Genomic DNA, 16,724 nt, shown 5'->3' on the forward strand with positions numbered 1-16,724 from the left:
GAAACTCTCACAACAAATGGATCAAGTTAAGGGGAGCATGCCAACTGCTTTCACTACAGAAAGAGCATTTGTAAACACAGCCCATACTGTAATGGCTAAATAGCTGGCCTGTGACGGTTCCAGGAAACACATCAAAACCGTCACTTTTTGTTCCAAAAACTGAAATTGCGGAAGGGACTTCATCATTCTTGAGTTTTGTATTTCCAACCTGAGAGACAATTTCGTCTTCAATAATGGTGGAAATAATCCATTCTCCAGGAGTGTCGATCTCGCTTATGCTAGTATCAGCAATTCTTTTCTTGACATTTTCAGGATTTGAATCTGTCATAATGAGTTCACCAAGTCTGACTATGAGGTGCTCAGCTTCGCCTGACACAAACAGATCAAATACATCAGGGATTACTTTTTCTTTTTGGAGATTGATTGGTGCATTTTTTAGAATAGAAACCTCATTTAAGGAATTTATGTAAACTGTTTCATTGATATGTTTCCCTCCCAGTACAACAGTTACATTCTTCCCCAGGATTTTTTTAGCTAGTTTTGCGCACTCAATAGCACCAGGAAAACAGATTGTCATTGTTCCAATTAGTACTAAATTAGGTTTTTCACTGTTAATCAAATCTATTAGTTGACTTTTTTCTTCATCCCAAGAATGAAGTAGTAGATGCTTGGTGTTATAGGGCTGGCAGATTTCAACCCAATTGCTTTTCCCCCAAGCTCCTTGTCCTTTTGAAGCCAAAAAAGCAGCATATCTTGTAGCATTGTATAAGCTAACTGGATCTCTGGAACACAGGGAAAGTGTGTCTGATCGTAACCGGCCCACAAAATACACCTTGACGTGTATCGTATTCTGCATGTGTTTTAACCACCAGCATATTCAGGAGCGAAAGCGATGCCCGCATCCCAGCCAACCCCGCGTGCCGACCAGCGACGGAACCCGAACCGTGAAGCGTTCTGGCGACAAACCCTTTCTGACCGACTGCAGTCCGGACTCTCGATCCGTGCCTTCTGTCAGCGTGAGGGACTCAGCGAACCAGCTTACCACTACTGGCGACGGGAACTGAAAAAGCGGGATGCCGAGACAACCGCTGCAGCTTCCTTTCTGCCCGTTGAAGTCCAACTCCCTGCCACGCCGATTGAAATCGTGTTCTCACAGGGCACCTCGGTTCGCGTCGGAAACGGCTGTGATCAAACCACGCTCGAAACCGTGCTCGCCGCGCTGGAGCAGCGCGCATGCTGAATCTGCCCACCCGCATTTATTTCTGCACGGTCCCCACCGATATGCGCAAAAGTTTTGACGGCCTCCTGCGAATGACCGAAGTCTACCTGCAGCAAAACGTACTCGACGGGGGACTATTTGTGTTTCTCAACAAAAAACAGGATCGGATCAAGCTGCTGTACTGGGACCACGATGGTCTGGCCATCTGGTATAAACGGCTGGAAGCGGGCACATATCAGCGTCTCTCCAGCCCGGAGGGCACACATGGCCTACAACTGTCCTCAATCGACCTGGGGCTCCTGCTGCAGGGCATCGACCTGACCAGCGTGCAGCGCAGAAAACGCTATCAGATTTCAGAAAAAGTATCGACTTCATAAAAAAACAGTTCCCGCCTGACAACGATTATGTTAAGACGTGGAACATGAACCAGAAACGATCCTCATTGCCGAACGACGTCCAATCCTGCCATGATATGATTCACCAGTTGGGTGAGACCGTGGGAGAGCAACAGCGGGAAGTCGAGCAACTCAAACATTTCATTGATCGGCTGCTGCGACAGCGGTTTGGCGCCCGTTCTGAAAAGATCGCCCCCAATCAAATGAGTCTGTTTGACGAACCCGATACTCCAGAGGAAGCGGCCGAGCCCGAGGACGATGAACCTCCTCCCACGACGGTTTCCGCACATCGCCGTCGTGGCGGTGGCCGTAACAAGCTGCCCGATCATCTGCCTCGGGAACGGGTAGAGCATGACCTGACCGAATCGGAAAAACGCTGTCCCTGCTGCGACCAGACACGGCAGCGGATCGGAGAAATCAGCCACGAACAGTTAGAATTCATTCCTGCCAGCCTGAAAGTGATCGAGCACGTACGTTTCAAATACGCGTGCCGGGAGTGTGAAGAGCATGTGGCGCTGGCTCCAGTTCCTGCCCGGCCGATTGCCAAAGGCTTCGCCGGCCCCGGCTTGCTCTCGACGATCCTGGTGGGGAAATACTCAGATCATCTCCCCCTGTATCGTCATGAATCCATTCTCAGCCGGAATGGCGTACAGCTTTCGCGGAGCACGATGAGCCGCTGGGTCCTGGAAACCGCAGAATTACTGCAACCGCTGATTGATCTGATGAAAAGCCGGGTTTTGCAATCCAGCGTCGTACATACGGATGATACGACGATTCCCGTCCAGGACCAACGGCTTTCCCGCACGCGGACCGGCCGGTTCTGGGTTTACTGTGGCGATGTCGCGCACCCGTATTCGGTCTATGATTTCACCCCGAACCGGGAACGCGCCGGTCCCCAGGCGTTTTTAGAACACTTTTGCGGTTATCTGCAGGCAGACGCGTATGCCGGCTACGAAGAACTGTACCGGTCAGGCAGAATTCACCAGGTCTTGTGCTGGGCGCATGCGCGACGCAAGTTTTACGATGCGCGGACGGTGCAGCCGGAAGCCGCTCACCGGGCATTATTGTTTATCCAGCAGTTATACGCGATCGAACGGGAAGCCGGCGTGTTGAAGTCGGATCTGCCACAGCCGGCGGACTGCGAACACTGGTGGAAACGCCGCTGGCAGTTGCGACAGAAACAGGCGCTACCGATACTGGAAAAGTTCTGCGACTGGTTGACGGAAACCGCGCGCAGTCTGTTACCGAAAAGTCCGGTGGCAGCGGCGATTCAATATCTGTTAAGCCGCTGGTCCGGGTTTACGCGGTATTGTACCGAGGGCATCCTGTCGATTGACAACAACCTGGCCGAACGCACCTTGCGTCCCTGTGCCCTCGGCCGGAAGAATTATCTGTTCGTCGGCAGCGACCGGGGCGGCCAGGCGGCCGCCGTGCATTACAGCCTGATGGCCAGTTGCAAAGCAAACGAAGTGGAACCGTTTGCCTATCTGCGCGATGTGTTGACGCGGATCACCGATCACGCCGCCGATCGCCTGGAAGAACTGCTGCCAGACCAATGGCTGAAGCAACACCCGGAAGCCCACTACACCCGCCGACGCTGAACCCGGCAGCGATTCAGTTCAGTCATTGATAGACCGTGTATTTGCTGAAACGGTTACGTCTGATCTACCAAATGGAAATTCAGGGGCTGAGACAGCTATTACTCTGAGCGGTGGTAAATTTATTAACCGATTCATTTAAGGCCCTCAACTTGCAATATCGACGCAAATCATATGTTATTGATTGAATCTTTTGTCTCAAATATGCAAGGTACTTTGCCTATTAGGCCATTGTTATTGTGCTTCAAAACAAGATTTTAATACGGCGTGCATAATATAGTCGTAGAAGGCTTGCGATAGCCCAAGACGGTTTCATCTGACTCACCAGAATAAATCGATAGTAAAAGTCTCCCGTAGCACAAGAAAAAAGTTAAAGTTCCAGAGTCAATCCTCAGTGCCTGTGGTGCACAAGTGGCATATGCTTCGAGTTATCAAGCAGCCTCCGTGGGACTTTACATTTTTAGAAATGCCACATTTCCCTTATGAAAGAAGTGAAATACAAACACTCTTTCTTCTTTTCTACGCCGAATATATACAAGTCTTCAATAGAATTGACGCATTCACACAGTGTACGCAAAACCACATTGGGGGTCAACAGTAATGTAGTTTGGAATATTAACCTTTCCCCCCCCACTAATGCGTTTTTTTGCATTCAGAAACACGTCCACAAAATCAGTGTCCCAGACAGAACGCCCGGTCATTTTGGCCGATAAATAATGGGCTTTAGTCGTGATACTGTTTTTCAGGGACAACTAATTGTGGTCACGGCACGCCATAAAGAACATAAGGTGCCCAATAGAATTCGTGGTTCCAGCGACCATCTTCGAGTGTGCGGAATTCTGTCAGAGCTTGTTTGAATGCGACTGCAAAGGCGTGGGGTTGTGGTGATTCGATGAAAGCGTGTTCTTTCAGTGCTTTGATCCAGCAGCGTCCGAAGTCGGCTGCGGCGGCATCGCAGAGTTCCCAGATGGCACTTGAAATCCGTCGGCAACCAAGCAGTGTAAGCGAGGCAATCCAGCCTTCCAGTTCTTGAGTTGATTTCAGAGATGTCGTCCTCCCCAACGTACAGCAGGAATAGTGGTTGAGTTGCAATGTGGAAAAATCATATTGCTCCGCGACCATTCGGGAATCAGAAACAATTCCATCAGCGAGCAAAATAGACGGACGTAGAACGGTTTGCTCTCCCCTGCCTGGAACGTCGAATCGATCTTCTTTTTCACCGCTGCCGCCATGCCCGATGTTCCATAAGAGGTTACCAAGAGAATGACGTTCTCGCATATTTTCTCGGCAGGCAGGTTCTGGTTTCCGGTCTCCATGAATCCAGAGATGATCGATACCTACCTCACCGACCATGCTGGCAACTTCCTGATGAACATACGCCAGGAATTGATTATCTTGCGCTCCATCAGGGTTGGAGTACGCAAAAACGGTCCCTTGGATAGATGACTGGTTTGAAGCATCCTGGAGATCAATCTGCTTTTGTAATTCGAGTGTCCGTAAGGAGAGTGCATAGTTGATGCTGGCAACTTGCTCGAATAATCGACGACCAGTTTTTTTGTCATAGGCTGCGTGGAGTGGGAATTGATAGAGCATACCATCGGGGATGAGCGTCAAATGCAATTGCCCGGACTCTTCTTCCGGGTGTGTGATGAGTTCAAAGAGTTTGTCCCATTGAAAGAGTGAAAAAAGTGGCGAGGAAATTGATTGCTGCCAGCTTCCGATTTCATTATCAATATCTGCCGGTTGTTTGCCGACCAGGCGATATTTCTTCAGTACTGGGACCATCTGCTGCTGAAGTTGTAGAAGCTCCTCTAATTGATCTCGAACGTTGAGAAGCCGAAACAGACAATTTCCATTGTGAATGATTGTCGGCTCTTTTGTTTGACGATCACGACGAATGGGTAGAATTACCAGATCTTTGTCCTCAAGGTAAAACCCAATGATGATGGACTGGTCAGTTGCCAGCAGATGATTCAACTCGCTTTGTGCAATCGGTTGGCAGAATTGGGCTTTCCGTTCATCATCACTTTGGTCAGATAGTTCCAGCAGGGTATTGACTGGTTGATTCTCTACAACCGATTGGCTACACAGAGTCCGAAGTGTGGCGAGTTGATAGTCAGGTATTTTGTCTGTCGTTTGTTTGAAAAGTTGTTGCCAATCCCTGGGGCCGCTGATCCATCTTGATTGGTTTGGAATTTGTTTGGTTGAACACGGTTGAGATATTTGCAGGCGGAGCCGTTCTCGGACAGAGGTACATTTCTCCGTATCCCAGAATGCCAGCAACTTCCAGAGGAGTTCTTTTTCGGAGAACCCCGTCTCCTTCAAGGTTTGCTCGCAAAGTTGAAAACCGTTCGAGAAAATGTTGTGATACGTTGCGAGAACATTGGGAACGCCCGCCATCCCGTGATGAGAGGCGATGTAATTCGATAATTGATGACTTGCCTTCTCTAAGGTACTGATTGCTTCAGTATACTGATGCTGATCTGTTTGAAGTTGCGATAACGAACGCAAACAATTGCAATGATGTAAAGCTGCGAGATTGTTTTCTTCTGCAACTTGTAACGCTTGCTGAAGTATTTGCTCTGCTGCCTGAGGACGATTTTGACAACGCAGGACTTCCCCTAGATTGCAAAGCGCGTTACAAAGCGATTGTTCAATCTTCCCATCTTGTTGAGCAATGTGAATGGACTCAGTCAGAAGTTCTTCCGCTTGAATGAGATTTTCCTTCTGTCCACTTTGATTCCACTTGCTGTATAAAAGCTCTGCATGTGAGTAGAGGCAATCGCACAGCGTATGCGTATCAACAGACTCATTCCTGGCAATTTCAACCGCAGTGGAAAAATGTTTTTCCGCTTCTTCATACCGATCCAGATTATGCAGCCCTTCACCCAAGGCCCATGTGCATATGCAGCGTGTTTGGGCAGGCAGTGAATTCGTATTGGCAATTTCAAATGCATCAAACAAAAACGAAATTGCTTCTTCATCTCTGCCCTGTGATAACAGTGATTCTCCAAGCAACTGAAAGGAGTAGCATCTTGAGATTGGGGATACATCCTGTTTTTTGGCAACCTGTGCTGCATGATGCAAATGCCGGTCTGCTTTTCCGTATTCCCCTTGATTGTGAAACAGAGTGGCAAGCAGACAGAGCGAATCACATAGTTTATCTGCAGGAACAGATTCTTGAGAAGCAAATGCAACAGCTTCTAACAGGGTTTGTTCTGCCGCGTCGAACTGTTTTAGATTTTGCAATACATCGCCCAGAGCACGGAGACAATCAGACATGATTTCCGGTTCAAACAGTTCTTCTCTCGCAAGATGAACAGCTTTTACGAGATGCTTTTCCGCCTCCCTATCATTCCCGAGTTGACTCAAAACTTCTCCTAACAAGTAGAAGCAATTAAACTGTGTTTCGATATCAACGATCTCGTCCTGAAAAAGAAGAATCGCCGCTTTGAGAATCGCTTCTGCATCTGAGTACTTCTCTGTTGCCCAATAAGTTTTCGCTAATTCCTCCAGACAGACTGCCAATGATTGAGCAGGCAGACCGTTTATTTCAGCGATTTGAATTCCCTCTTTTAACCTCTGTTGGGCAGCAGCATAATCTTCCCGGATGTTAAGAATGTATCCCAGCAACCGTAATGCTTCACACTCTGCAATCGGAGGGTGATTCTGTTTGAAATTAAGATTCGACTGTAAAATCTCTATCGCTGAGTCGAGGTCTTCCTCCGTGATCAGATTCTCTGCAATATCAAGCCATTCTAAAAAATCCATAATAGAATTTCTCCAACCGGGAATGGCAAAATAAATTACAGCTCTCTCAACCAGTCTGCAAAGCTATTTTTCAAGGGTTGAGCCAGCAGGAGTGCATCTGCCAATTTGAGCAGGCTTTGTTTGACCTCTTCGGTTAGTGTCCTGTTTTCCAGAAGTTGTTGGCAAACGCTTGCTAATAACTCCTCAGAGGACTGGGCCAATTGGAAGGTTCTTTCTGTTTGAGGTTCACTATCTGGGCCTCCTCGCAGGGTAAATTCTTCTGTTTCCTCACTCAATTCCAACTCATGTTCTTCGGCAGATAGAAAACCGTGTTGGACAGCCCCTTCGGCAATTTGTTGGAGATGAACAAGGTTCGTGATTTGAGCACGTTGTCCCAAATCTTGAAACAGGTTGCGGAGGGGAACGGACTTTGACTTCCCTGCCAACAGTGCGATGCAGACCGTTTCCTCTTGAGTCGGCAATGGTAAAGAGTGACGCTTGTGATTGCGATTCCAGACGGTGATCCAATCTTGTCCGGCAACCATTCTATCCACAGCGACGCGTTCCCGTACTGCTTCGCGATACGCCTTGTTCCATGCACGATATCGGACAATATTTTTGCCAACACGGTCATCGATCTCGGGAGGAAGGAATTGATGTACATAAGCAATAACATCTTCCATCACCACGTCTGGCCCCCCCTCTTCGAGATTGGAAAGCATTTCTTGCAATCCCTTAATAACGGGGTTTTCATCTTCATGAGAATTGTCATTTTTCATAATGAACTCCCGGTTTCAAAATCTGGGGGAGGATTTTCTTTGGCGAGCACTCGAAGCTGATTCAAGATTCTTTGATGACGATCTGATGCGGTACTAGCCACACAGTTAAGTTCAACGGCAATTTGCTCAAAGGTCAGCTTGTCAAGATATTTCATTGACATTAATGCAACATCTTCGTGTGTAAAGTGCTCTCTTAGCAGGTTCAAAAGATGTTGGATGTTTGCCAACTGTTCTTCTCTCGAATATTCGACATTGGGACTTTGATAGGAATCAAGGATTTTATTCGAGACTGGAATCGTTTTTTTCTTTCGCCAGTAGGCTTTCACCTGATTATAGGCTATCGAAAAAAGGAACGCCTGACGATCGCCCGCGATCGTATCTGCATCGCTACTTTTCCAAAATGCAAAAAATGTTTCCTGTGTCAAATCCTCTGCTATAGCCCAATCTTTGACCGATTGCATAATGAATCCTTGCACGCGGCCTCGAAACGATTCCGCATCGAATTCATCTTGATCTGATCGGTGATCACACATGGTATTCCCTCGAAATCAACTTCTACACTTCATGCTCATCTTCTGAAGAAGCCTTTTCTATTTCTTTTTCAATCTTAACCCGATCTCTTGCGGCTTGTCGATACGCTTCGTTCCATGACCGATACCGGACAATGTTCTTGCCAACAGAGTTGTCTAATACAGGATGCAGGACCTGGTGGGCATAAGCAATTACGTCCTCGATCACAACAGCGGGCCCACCTTCTTCCAGATGTTCAGCCATCTCATGTAGAGTTTTGGCAATCTGGCAGCACTCATTGTCATCAGGTGATACTTCTTCTGATATTCCGTTCTTGTTATTTGGACTATTCATCGTAAAAAAAGGAAATATACAGATAGACCCAGCATAACACTCCCCTCTCAAAATATCGATCTCATTTCACAAACAAATGAGCCAATTCCTCTTGCTTTCAAAGCCGTCTCATTCGTGCTGCGGACGATTTTTTAAAATCTTTGAGAATCTTGTCACTTTGATCCGAATATTTTATCGCTCGCGCAACTACATAGGTGAGGACGCAAGTCATCGCCGGAGTATGCCGGAGGGGTTTGCAAGGACAACAGAATCAACAGGAGTGTTTTATGTATACGATTCACAATTTTCACAAAAAAGCGACCTGTGAATATGCAGGCCGCGAAGGAGAAGCGGTCGAAATATCGTCTGCAGATGGTTCGATTGATCATGCCATCCTCTGTTTTCCTGAACTGCAAAAACTTCTTCGATTTCGTCAGTCACAGATTGAAAAGAAGAATGGCGACTCTCTTAAAGAGAAAAGTGTGGGATCGAAAAACGTGTAAGTTTTAACTCTGAAATCTGACGAGAGAAATCCTTTACTGTTTGAGGCCAGTTTCGTTGTGCTGGCTCAGCAAAAATTACTTATTCCTTAAAAAGGAGCACCAACAATGGCAGTGACCAAAAACTATCGCGTCGATGGTACCGATGACTACACAATTAAGTATGAAGAAAAAGGATGGCTCAGTCCCACCTACAAAATCACTTGTACGAGACACCCTCACAACCCACGCAGTACCAATGTCAATGACTGCCATCTTTACTCAAGTGGTGAAGTTTGTGTTGCTGCGGGCAAAGAACCGAAATCCCTCGATAAGGCAAAAGCGATCGGGATGGCATTCTGTGAAGGGTACTCTCGCTTTATACGCACCGGAAAATTTCCCAACGGTCGTAAACGTGTGAATGTCTAAAGGCATTATTTTTTTAAGTCGTTGTTTCATCGGGCCAGGTTTCGGCGATGGAATGATGACAGGTCACTATGCGGAACGACATTTATGAAAGGGTTCGCTATGAAAATCGTACTGTTCGGAATCGAAGAGCTGGATGGCGGAACGTTGCATTCTGACAATTAGTGAAAATTTCGCACATCCATTCGTTATGTAAGGCCTCTACCAGGGATCGGTACACAATGACCGATCTCTGGTTTTTTCCGGCCTCAATCATCCCCACCAAATCCTCAACAACTTGGAGTACCAATATGTTTTATGTACCAAGCACTTTTCTGGTGGATCTACCGGGCCTACTGCGTAGAAATCTGCATCAGTTTATGATGTCTAACCCATTTTGCTCACAAGAAGCATCAGAACAAAATCGTCTGATTAAAGCAGGTCCTGTGATTCCAGCTGGTCATCAAAAGCAAAGCAGTCCGGCTGACGACATTGCGGTCTACGATCACGACAGAGTGTCTGGTTTCAGTCCGATCCTGAAGATGACGCAATCAGCTTATCGTGAAATTATGGATGACCTGGTCGAACTACCATTCCGCAGAGAAAAAGCAGGCATGCTGCTGGGACCGTCAGAGGAAGACGATTTGGTGACACATTATATCCCAGATAAAAACGGACGAGCGACCTATTCTTCATTTACCCTGGATGCCGCAAGTCTCAATAAAACGTTGCGGAAATATAAAGGGGTTGCTTTGAATTGCAAGGGAGTCGTACACGTCCATCCGCCCGGTGTGCTGCAACCCTCGCTTGGCGATCTGGTATATGTCGCCCAGTTGTTCGCCAACCCCAAGAACAAGGAAGCGACTCAAGTCATGCTGCCCATCATTTGTAACGGTCGCCTTTATCCCTATCTCATCCATGCGGAAAGTCCCCGGGAAGTGCTGATTCCCCGCTTGATTCTGATTTAACTTTTTGGCTAGCCATAAGTAAGCCTCAGTTGATCCAGGAACCCTTTTCACATTTTATGAAAGACTGAACTCATGCAATTTGCTCGTATTGAAAACGTAATTGATATCCCGACGATTCAAAACAAAGTGGTCACCATTGTCGGTGCAGGTGGGTCTGCTCCCCTGATTGAAAACCTGACTCGGTGTGGGGTTCAACATTGGAAGCTGATTGATCCGGATATGATTGAGAATGTGAATATATCCCGGCAGGGGCATTCTCCAGCTGATATCGGGATAGCGAAAGTGAATGCGGTTGCCAATAAGATTCGAGCCATCAATCCCGGTGCCACGGTCGAGTGCTTCCCGATCGATTTTACGACCTTGAACGATGATGAAATCCGTGAAGCATTTGGCGATACCAGTCTGTTTATCTTCGCCACCGACAGCTTTGCAGCACAATCTCGTGGCAATGAGGTTGCCTTGCTGCTCAACACCTCAGCGATCTGGATTGGCCTTTATACTGGTGGCTTAGGTGGGGAAGTTGTCTTTTGGCATCCTGAACTGGAGTGCTGTTTTCGCTGCCTCTGTAGTGGACGTTACAAAGCTCAAGAGAAAGCGAAAAGTGAAGGTCGTTCGCTCGATCCACCGAGTGACGGAGCCACGATCTTTGATGTCCAACTGCTTGATTCGATTGCCGGTCATCTCTGTTTAGGGTTACTGACGCGAGGGAGTGACAATCGCTTTGGTAAATTGATCGACCAATTGGGAGATCGACAATTCATTCAGGTCAGCATCAGTCCTGATTTTCAAATTAACGGCAAGGATGTCATTCGGAAGCACCTGGGAATTGAGGAGAACTGCTCATCTTATTTCGCCTGGAATGCGATTGCTTTGAGCGATCCTGATCAGGGAAACGAATGTTGTCCCGATTGCGAAACGTATCGCGGAATCAAGTTTTGGCCCCCTTTGCATGGCGCGCCTTCATCCGTTCGTATCAGAACGGATCAAAGCCATGTGAACCAGACTGTTGAATCAACTTAAGGGAACGCTGACTTCACAATAACAATGTCGATTATGAAATATGAGGTAAATCAATGGAACCATTTCTTGTACTCGGTGCGTTGACCGGCGGAGCCTGGTGGATAGGAAAACGACTCTACCAGGCAAGCCGGTCGGCGAATGAACGTCGGACTCTCCAAAGAAATCAAGAGACGGCTGCGACGCAACGTCTGGCCCAAAATCGATTGCAGCGTCAACGTCAAAACAGAGAACGTCAGCAAAGACAGATCCAACTCAACAAGAAATACCGAGAATTGCAGGTGGCATTATTGCAAATCGGCCAGGCCCCTGATTTTCAGCGGGCTGCTTCCTGTGCTGAAGCGGCCCGTGATGTGCCTCTCGCTTCACGGCAACGGCAATACCGTCGATTTCGCCCGCAACTGGTCCGGCATTTTGTAAAACGATTGCGTGCCGGAACCGATACCCAAACCTTGCTCGATTCATTGACGACTCTTGTGGAGGCGCTGGGGATCGCCAGTTTTGAAGCGAGCTACATCCAGCAGGAAGCCTCGCGACAGGGTCAGCACCGGACCCAACGACCAACGGAGAATTTCTCTGCGACACTGGAACGGATGCAGCAGGAGCATACCGACCGTACAGCCGCCCTTAATCAAGCTTCTCTTGACCCAGAGACCAAACAGCAGTTGCTGGAAGCCCAGAATCAACGTTTGGTGGAATCATTAATGGAAATGACGCTCGGAAATCAGGGAGATACCGCATGAATCAACTGATCCGAGTTCCCACACAGAAACAATCTCCATCGCGACAGAAGAGATCGTTCTATTCATCAAAGCAGCTCTTTCAGAAGAGCATGGCTGGTATCCTGATTTCTGGTGATTCAGGATTTGGAAAGTCGAATGCGATGAAGGTGCTGATGCAATCATTGGCTCTTGAGGGATACGGGTGGATGTTTATTAGTCCACATGGCGAAGATCCTGAAGATATGCGTGATTGGTGTCTGGCACAAAAGGAATCAATCCGTAACCGAGTGATCTACATCGATCCGGCTGATACGTCACGGACGACGTGTATCAATCCCCTTTCGGTGGAACCAAGCTCTGACCCCATTCAATATCGTGCCCGGTTGACCAATAAAATCGGGCATGTCAGCCGGATTCTGCTGGCTGCCTGGGGCGAAGAAGATTTCAATAGCCGGCCTCGGCTGTTTACCTGGACGATGCGCATTCTGACCACACTGGCTCAACTTGGTCTACCGCTTGCCGATGCCAAACAATTCCTTGATGTCGGTTCAGATATTTACAATGCTCTCGTACAAGCAGTGCCGGACGTGATGGCAAGACACTTCTTTGAGCACCTGGCTGCCGGGCGTCCGCAGGATATTCGAGAGGAAATAGAAAGCACTCGCAATCGTATTCTCGGGTTTTTCAGCAATCCGATTACCGAAGCGATGCTCTCCCGGACAACGAGTGTGCTCGACTTCGGACAGTTACGCCGAAAGAATGCGATCGTAATTGTGAATCTCAGGCGGGGTGGTGTATTACGGGAAGAAGACCAGCAGATTCTCGCGAATCTGTTCATCGCCGAGTTGTTGCATGATGTGTTCAACAGCGAAAGACCAGTCCCCTATTTCGCTTTCTTAGACGAGCTTCCGGTCTTTGCCAAAGGGTCGGGACCGGAACTGACAGCAGCAGCCGGTCAAATACGGAAGTTTTTATTGCGGCTGGTTTGTGCCACACAGGGAGCCAATCCATTTCCGGATCGTGCAGATGATCGTTTGCTCAATGCGTTGATTGGTCAGTGTGGGCTGCATTTTTTGTTCCGGCATAAGCACCCCTATGATGCGAAGTTTTTCGGAGAGATCATTGGTCTTCCCACCTATGATCCTAAACGTGTCAAACACGAAATGGTGCAGACCCAGCAATATCAGGCAGGGCATGATCTCGTCACGTTGATGGATCGCAGTGAAAGTGAGTCTGAAACGGAGGGCACCGGTGGCTCCGAATCGGATGGCACGACTGACACCGAACAATGGAGTGATACCGACAGTCATTCAACGGGGACATCAAACAACCGCTCTGATTCATCAGGTTATACCAAGCAGATGCAACAACTCCAGAATGCGGTGAGTCAGTCTCAGTCCCAGGCGACTGGGACTTCGACCAATAGTTCGGAAGGAAAGTCTACGACAAAGGGAGGATCACGAGGGAACTCTCATCAGACCAGTCGCAGTTGGTCGAAATCAGCCGGAAAAACGTTCGGAAAAACATATAAACAATCGCTGGTTCCCCGACTGCGGTGGCGGTCGGTGGTGACCGGGATTACCTATTTTACTCCCCAGGAACATCAGATGATGAATGCCACGCTGCTTGCGTCGCTACAGATTGGAGAAGCGATTGCCCACGGATCAGAGAACCCGATGAAGATTCAGTTCCCTCTCGCACAAGACCCCGCAAGATGGTCGCCCAGATTTGTGGCTCAACATGTCGAACAATACTTACAAATTCTGACCCAGATATTTCCTTCGCCGCGCGAGGTGTTGCAAGCACACCAAACTGAACTGGAAACCATGATCAAAAATCTGGGGCTGGCATTGCCGGAAAAAGATACCGGTGATGACCCTTTCCCCAATTGAAGGTGAACCATGATAACCACACGTGACATCCCGGTACTTGCTGCCTTGGGACGGTATTTTCTGATGAACCGTCGCATGATCCAGCAGGAGTGTTATCCGACCGACGTGGATGGTCGGCTTTCACGTCGGCGCCTCTCGGCACTGGTGCGGGATGGTTATATCAGCAAACAAAGAATGCTGGTTGTCAACCCGCGCGATGAGACACCTGCTCCCGTCTATCATCTGGCGAAGCAGGGTTGCCAGTTTTTAGCGGAGCATTTTGAAGATGATCGGTATTTAGCGAAACCGACCAGCATTGCGCAGCCGATGCACCTGTACCATTATCTGGCAGTCGCCAACACGCATATTTTGCTCGACAAAGCGATTGCACAGAGCGAAGTCAAATTGATGACCTGGTGCAACGAGCAGGAGTTTCTCAATCCGGAGAACCCTGATCCCAAGCAGCGAATTCGCTTATATGCTGAACTGAAGACAGCCCCTAAAAAAATCATCTGTGCTCCGGACTCCGGTTTTCTGCTGGAAGTAGACGGGCATCGTGGCGTCTTTTACCTGGAGCAGGATCGAGACCGTGATAACTACAGTCACAATCGTGTCGCTGCGTTGAAGTCTCCCGGCTATACGGAACTCCATCGCCAACAACGGCATCGGAAACAGTTTCCGGCCACGACTCTGAATCGGTTCACCGTGGTGATGGTTGCACCGAATGAAAAACGGCGCGATGCATTACGGCGTGCTTTTCATAAAAAAACAGGCGCGGATTTCTGGCGGTTCGCCTCACTGACGGAATTAACACCCCAAACATTCCTGCATGAACGGGTCTGGTATCGTACCGATTCCGCCGAGCCACAACCGTTGGTCAAGACAACGGCACCGTCAACCATATCATCGGAACTAACTCTCAATAGAGAGGAGACAGACAATGCGTTGGCCCTCTCAAAACCATGATCAAATCGTCTGTTTCCGGGTCTCCGGGCAGGTCTCCGCCCCGACATACGCGGGCTGTTTTGTGGGTTGTATGTGTATTTGTTTGCCCACCAACGACTTACGGGTGCCGGGGCTGTCATTCGGCAAGCTCAATCCAGCCCCGACCTCACAGCTTTCCAGGGGGGGAACGAGTCAACCTGTGAGGTCGGGGCTAGATCGCCCCCGACACCCCCGGAAAACCATCCGTCAGCTCCCGGCCATATGCCTGCCGCTGTCGAACAATTTCCCACTCTTCTTCCTCTGGTCAGAAGAGCATAAGTCGTACGCCATCCCATGTATGTTGTTTTGTTTTTTACGAACCGGCAATGCCGGGCTGTTTTTGTTTGGCCGACAGCACGTAAGTCTGCATAACAGTCCATTGCGTACATTTCATGAGATTAAATTCCGGCATAACCGGATTGAATACATCCAGGAAGTTCGAGATCTCTTGTACACGCTGACACGGCAGCGTTTTACAGGAGCGAACTTTTTCGATGTCCGCCCACGGGCGGTTTTTGTACCCCATTTCACCCCTAATTGTATGGAACACGTACCAACCACAGTTCGACACGATGTCGATTCCAAAATGATGGCACCAATTGTCATTGCGAAACCACATTGGTTTCAGTTTTGGAAACAGCCCACTCTTGTCAATATGCAACTGCTCGCCCGCCAGGTCGACCTTGCTAATGACTGGAATCGGTTGACAGAACAGAGGCGAATGCTTCTCGAAGATCTAAGCAGTTTTCAGAAGCAGACAACTCAGTTCAAAAAACAGGAAGGAAAGTGGCGAAACCTGTTTCAAACCATCGAGTGGGCTTCACAGCCAACTCGAAAATCCAACAAGCCCCGTGTCCTCCCGGGCATGGGACTTGAATTGAGCCTCCTGGCTCTGCATTTGGTGGTAGGAGTCGCATTTATGATGATCTAACCATCATGACGGAAGCGATTCCGAAGGAGTGAGAACAGTGTGTCATACAGAAGTTGCCGTTGTCAACTTCTGTATGCAGGCTCGCGGATGTGTTGAGTGTCGTTTTCGAACGTACCAGACGCTTTCTAAAGCTGACCATGATTCCCATCAGGAATCCAACTCGATGAGCAGGTTATTCTCCCTCGCTCATCAACTTTTATTGGATGTAACGACCATTTCAATTTTGCCCCGACCAGAGAGGGTTGGTTTGGTATTTAATTGAGACAGGTCTTTCGTCCCGTCATTTTGACGGATTTTAATTTCTTTACTCCCAAGATCATTATGGAAAATGACAAGAAAACAACACCGGCAAAAGTTTCTAACACCACTAACAAGGTTAAGGAAGCAAAACAACCACCCATTTGTCGTGTGGAATTCAGCGGCATCAGTGCTGCTGTCTGGCCCAAGCAGATTCCATCTGCCGACGGTAAACCACGCGAAACGTGGATGGTCAGTCTCACCCGTTCCTACCGGGACGGCAATGAGACAAAGCGAACGCACGTTTTATTCCCGGAACATTTACTGCCAGCTTCAATGGCGCTCATCAAAGCATGGGAATTCATTGAAAACGGCGGCATAGCCGAGGAGCAGAACGATGCGTAAAGATGCAATCGCAACGGTGAAGGATTTTCGTTGGCTGGCAGGAGCCTGCTCAAGCCAACGAGACTGGAGTGAGAATCAAAGAACTTCGGAACGGTTGCCCTCTCAGCCGTTCCGCACAATT

The 16,724-nt window shown here is 48.4% G+C and carries 17 protein-coding genes; 12 read left to right on the plus strand and 5 right to left on the minus strand.

Going from position 1 to position 16,724, the window contains the following annotated elements; all coding sequences use genetic code 11:
* Positions 1-7 precede the first annotated feature (7 nt).
* The gene (locus Enr17x_RS02345) at positions 8-823 is read right to left on the minus strand and encodes a hypothetical protein (protein ID WP_145305626.1); all 816 of its coding nucleotides are present in this window, start codon (positions 821-823) and stop codon (positions 8-10) included.
* 69 nt (positions 824-892) lie between these two features.
* Here Enr17x_RS02345 and tnpA point away from each other — a divergent pair, with 69 nt between their 5' ends.
* From tnpA to tnpC, 3 genes are read left to right on the plus strand one after another with little or no spacing between them, the layout of a single operon-like run.
* Positions 893-1,240, plus strand: a complete 348-nt coding sequence (tnpA, locus tag Enr17x_RS02350) for an IS66 family insertion sequence element accessory protein TnpA (protein ID WP_145305627.1) — start codon at positions 893-895, stop codon at positions 1,238-1,240.
* The gene (gene tnpB, locus Enr17x_RS02355) at positions 1,234-1,596 is read left to right on the plus strand and encodes an IS66 family insertion sequence element accessory protein TnpB (protein ID WP_145305628.1); all 363 of its coding nucleotides are present in this window, start codon (positions 1,234-1,236) and stop codon (positions 1,594-1,596) included. Before tnpA ends, tnpB begins: the two co-directional genes overlap by 7 nt.
* 44 nt (positions 1,597-1,640) lie before the next feature.
* On the plus strand, positions 1,641-3,215 hold the full coding sequence (tnpC, locus tag Enr17x_RS02360) for an IS66 family transposase (protein WP_232100793.1): 1,575 nt from the start codon (positions 1,641-1,643) through the stop codon (positions 3,213-3,215).
* A 759-nt stretch (positions 3,216-3,974) separates the two neighbouring features.
* On the opposite strand, the gene Enr17x_RS02365 is transcribed toward tnpC, so the two are convergent.
* The 4 genes from Enr17x_RS02365 to Enr17x_RS02380 are packed head-to-tail and all read right to left on the minus strand — an operon-like array spanning position 3,975 to position 8,515.
* Complete coding sequence (locus tag Enr17x_RS02365) at positions 3,975-6,983, minus strand: tetratricopeptide repeat protein (RefSeq protein ID WP_145305629.1); 3,009 nt, start codon at positions 6,981-6,983, stop codon at positions 3,975-3,977.
* Positions 6,984-7,018: 35 nt separating this feature from the next.
* On the minus strand, positions 7,019-7,741 hold the full coding sequence (locus Enr17x_RS02370; RefSeq protein WP_145305630.1) for a hypothetical protein: 723 nt from the start codon (positions 7,739-7,741) through the stop codon (positions 7,019-7,021).
* On the minus strand, positions 7,738-8,274 hold the full coding sequence (locus Enr17x_RS02375) for an RNA polymerase sigma factor (protein WP_145305631.1): 537 nt from the start codon (positions 8,272-8,274) through the stop codon (positions 7,738-7,740). The genes Enr17x_RS02370 and Enr17x_RS02375 overlap by 4 nt, the downstream gene beginning before the upstream one ends.
* Before the next feature lie 22 nt (positions 8,275-8,296).
* The gene (locus Enr17x_RS02380) at positions 8,297-8,515 is read right to left on the minus strand and encodes a hypothetical protein (RefSeq protein ID WP_145305632.1); all 219 of its coding nucleotides are present in this window, start codon (positions 8,513-8,515) and stop codon (positions 8,297-8,299) included.
* 356 nt (positions 8,516-8,871) lie between these two features.
* On the opposite strand from Enr17x_RS02380, the gene Enr17x_RS02385 reads away from it, so the two are divergent.
* The 9 genes from Enr17x_RS02385 (at position 8,872) to Enr17x_RS02425 (ending at position 16,603) form a co-directional block, all read left to right on the plus strand.
* Positions 8,872-9,087: a hypothetical protein gene (locus Enr17x_RS02385; RefSeq protein WP_145305633.1), complete on the plus strand. Its 216-nt coding sequence runs from the start codon at positions 8,872-8,874 to the stop codon at positions 9,085-9,087.
* A gap of 105 nt (positions 9,088-9,192) precedes the next feature.
* A complete protein-coding gene (locus Enr17x_RS02390; RefSeq protein WP_145305634.1) occupies positions 9,193-9,492 on the plus strand; it encodes a hypothetical protein in 300 nt (99 codons plus the stop codon).
* 287 nt (positions 9,493-9,779) lie between these two features.
* Positions 9,780-10,436: a hypothetical protein gene (locus Enr17x_RS02395; RefSeq protein WP_145305635.1), complete on the plus strand. Its 657-nt coding sequence runs from the start codon at positions 9,780-9,782 to the stop codon at positions 10,434-10,436.
* Between the two features lie 72 nt (positions 10,437-10,508).
* Complete coding sequence (locus tag Enr17x_RS02400; protein ID WP_145305636.1) at positions 10,509-11,456, plus strand: HesA/MoeB/ThiF family protein; 948 nt, start codon at positions 10,509-10,511, stop codon at positions 11,454-11,456.
* A 53-nt stretch (positions 11,457-11,509) separates the two neighbouring features.
* Positions 11,510-12,196: a hypothetical protein gene (locus Enr17x_RS02405; protein WP_145305637.1), complete on the plus strand. Its 687-nt coding sequence runs from the start codon at positions 11,510-11,512 to the stop codon at positions 12,194-12,196.
* Positions 12,193-14,067, plus strand: coding sequence for a type IV secretory system conjugative DNA transfer family protein (locus Enr17x_RS02410; RefSeq protein ID WP_145305638.1), 1,875 nt, complete (start codon positions 12,193-12,195; stop codon positions 14,065-14,067). The genes Enr17x_RS02405 and Enr17x_RS02410 overlap by 4 nt, the downstream gene beginning before the upstream one ends.
* Before the next feature lie 9 nt (positions 14,068-14,076).
* Positions 14,077-15,012 (plus strand): replication-relaxation family protein, encoded by a 936-nt coding sequence (locus Enr17x_RS02415; RefSeq protein ID WP_145305639.1) that lies wholly within the window; start codon positions 14,077-14,079, stop codon positions 15,010-15,012.
* Positions 14,987-15,961 (plus strand): hypothetical protein, encoded by a 975-nt coding sequence (locus Enr17x_RS02420; RefSeq protein ID WP_145305640.1) that lies wholly within the window; start codon positions 14,987-14,989, stop codon positions 15,959-15,961. The genes Enr17x_RS02415 and Enr17x_RS02420 overlap by 26 nt, the downstream gene beginning before the upstream one ends.
* Positions 15,962-16,282: 321 nt before the next feature.
* Positions 16,283-16,603 carry a hypothetical protein gene (locus Enr17x_RS02425; protein WP_145305641.1) on the plus strand — a complete coding sequence of 107 codons (321 nt, stop codon included), beginning with the start codon at positions 16,283-16,285 and terminating at the stop codon, positions 16,601-16,603.
* Positions 16,604-16,724: the final 121 nt, after the last annotated feature.

Source organism: Gimesia fumaroli (assembly GCF_007754425.1).
Taxonomy (GTDB): Bacteria; Planctomycetota; Planctomycetia; order Planctomycetales; family Planctomycetaceae; genus Gimesia; species Gimesia fumaroli.